5 protein-coding genes and 1 pseudogene are annotated in these 1,708 nt (G+C 29.4%); 2 read left to right on the forward strand and 4 right to left on the reverse strand.

What is annotated here, in order from left to right; genetic code table 11:
- Positions 1-489, reverse strand: a 489-nt coding sequence (gene dgt / locus HG1285_RS02755; protein WP_008289046.1) for a dGTP triphosphohydrolase, incomplete at its 3' end; no start/stop codon positions are given.
- A 57-nt stretch (positions 490-546) separates the two neighbouring features.
- Here dgt and HG1285_RS02750 point away from each other — a divergent pair.
- Both HG1285_RS02750 and HG1285_RS20560 read left to right on the forward strand, forming a co-directional pair.
- The gene (locus tag HG1285_RS02750) at positions 547-870 is read left to right on the forward strand and encodes a redoxin domain-containing protein (RefSeq protein ID WP_008289047.1); all 324 of its coding nucleotides are present in this window, start codon (positions 547-549) and stop codon (positions 868-870) included.
- The gene (locus tag HG1285_RS20560; protein WP_008289048.1) at positions 870-1,001 is read left to right on the forward strand and encodes a hypothetical protein; all 132 of its coding nucleotides are present in this window, start codon (positions 870-872) and stop codon (positions 999-1,001) included. The genes HG1285_RS02750 and HG1285_RS20560 overlap by 1 nt, the downstream gene beginning before the upstream one ends.
- A gap of 23 nt (positions 1,002-1,024) precedes the next feature.
- Here the strand turns inward: HG1285_RS20560 and HG1285_RS02745 are convergent, their stop codons facing one another.
- The 3 genes and pseudogenes from HG1285_RS02745 to HG1285_RS20675 all read right to left on the reverse strand — a co-directional run.
- Entirely contained in the window at positions 1,025-1,246 is a 222-nt protein-coding gene (locus HG1285_RS02745; protein WP_157560713.1) for a hypothetical protein, read from the reverse strand.
- A gap of 2 nt (positions 1,247-1,248) precedes the next feature.
- The gene (locus tag HG1285_RS02740) at positions 1,249-1,590 is read right to left on the reverse strand and encodes a hypothetical protein (protein ID WP_008289050.1); all 342 of its coding nucleotides are present in this window, start codon (positions 1,588-1,590) and stop codon (positions 1,249-1,251) included.
- A gap of 2 nt (positions 1,591-1,592) precedes the next feature.
- Positions 1,593-1,708 (reverse strand): annotated as a pseudogene (locus HG1285_RS20675) (phosphoribosylformylglycinamidine synthase I); the annotation flags it as partial.

A 1,708-nucleotide genomic window follows, 5' to 3' on the forward strand; every position in this document is an offset into this window, starting at 1 on the left:
TTTTCCTTTGCTGTGCTTTAAAATTCCGTCTTTAACTTCAACTGTAAGATTTAATCCTTTTCCATCATTTTCAAGCTTTTCAACCACTCTAAGGCTTTGTTTTGCGTGGTGATAACTTCCACTTTCCCTTAATATAAACTCTCCTGCATGTCCAAATGGAGTATGTCCAAGGTCGTGCCCGAGGGCTACAGCTTCTGTTAAATCCTCATTTAACCTTAAAGCCCTTGCTATTGTCCTTGCTATTTGTGAAACTTCAAGGGTGTGGGTCATCCTTGTTCTGTAATGGTCTCCTTCTGGAGATAAAAAAACCTGCGTTTTATGTTTTAATCTTCTAAAGGCTTTTGAATGCAGGATTCTATCTCTATCCCGTTGAAATTTAGTTCTTATATCACATTCTATTTCCTGTTTTTCTCTTGTTGCCTGTTTGCTTTTTGCTGCTCTTTCGTGAAGTATTTTGTATTCTAATTCTTCAAGCTGGTTTCTTATCATAGTTTTCCTCAAAAAATTTTATAAAATGTAGTAATAATAATTTATTCGGAGTTTGTAATGAGGCTAATAACTTTTATTTTAATGGCTGTTTTTAGTTTTTCTTTTGCAAAAACAATACCTTATTTCAAGCTTTTAGATGAAAATGGAAAGGTTGTAAAAAGAGAAGATTTAAAAGGAAAGCCTTCTATCCTAATATTTTGGGGATTAAACTGCGGAAGCTGTAAAAAAGAACTTCCTATTTTTACAAAGTATTACAAAAAATATAAAGATAAAATAAATTTTTATGCAGTTGTAATAGATACTAAAGATGTAAAAGAGGTTCAAGAAAGAAAAAAATTTGGGGATTTGATATTCCTGTTTTACTTGATGGTAGAAAAATAATGTATAAATACAATATTTTCGGAGTTCCAATTAGTTATTTTGTAAATAAAAACCTGAAAGTTAAAAAGATATTGATAGGTAGAGCTTCTGAAGAAAAGATAAAAAAGGAGATAGAAAATCTCCTTAAATAACTGTAATAAATAAACTTTATTATCTAAGTTGGAATTATTGATACTGCTATATCTTGTCCTGTTTCTTTATATAATTTTCTTGTAGCTTCAAAAGATAAGTCTACAGCTTTGTTTAACTGAATATTTGCAACTTTAACAATTATCATTATAAAACCATCATTTTCTTTTAAAACTCTTATCCTAAAAGGCTTTAATGATTTTTCCTTCAAAAATTCCTTTATTAATGCTGTATATTCTTTTTCCATTATCATTTCTTTAGCCTCAAGACTATAGATTTGGCAAGTTCTATATAAAACTTAACTGATTTAGCGTCAAAGTCAATAGGAATTTTCTCATAATAATCTGCATAATTTCTAACTTTGCCTAACATCTCAAGCATGTTTTTTAAATCTATATTATTTTTAGCTAATACAGCCCGTGCCATTCCATGTAAATCTGTTCCTCTTAAACTATAATAATTTCTAATAAACCACAAAACTCCATAATAAGCTCTACTCACTGCTGACCTAAAATAAAATTCCCTTTTTTTACCTGTATAAGTCAAACCTATTTTGTAAAGGTCATCAGCTACTTTAAAAAATTCTTTCATAATTAAAGTCTATAATTCAAGATAGATTTTAATATATAAATACCATCATCTGTTCCAAGAATGCTTTCTGCTGCCCTTTCTGGATGAGGCATTAACCCAAAAACGTTTTTTTCTTTAT

It is taken from the genome of Hydrogenivirga sp. 128-5-R1-1, from assembly GCF_000171895.1.

What these genes read in the sequence shown, in the direction of transcription:
- HG1285_RS02750 (WP_008289047.1), top strand. Translation starts at nt 547, where the DNA reads ATGAGGCTAATAACTTTTATTTTAATGGCTGTTTTTAGTTTTTCTTTT.
- HG1285_RS20560 (WP_008289048.1), top strand. Translation starts at nt 870, where the DNA reads ATGTATAAATACAATATTTTCGGAGTTCCAATTAGTTATTTTGTAAAT.
- HG1285_RS02745 (WP_157560713.1), bottom strand. Translation starts at nt 1,246, where the DNA reads ATGGAAAAAGAATATACAGCATTAATAAAGGAATTTTTGAAGGAAAAA.
- HG1285_RS02740 (WP_008289050.1), bottom strand. Translation starts at nt 1,590, where the DNA reads ATGAAAGAATTTTTTAAAGTAGCTGATGACCTTTACAAAATAGGTTTG.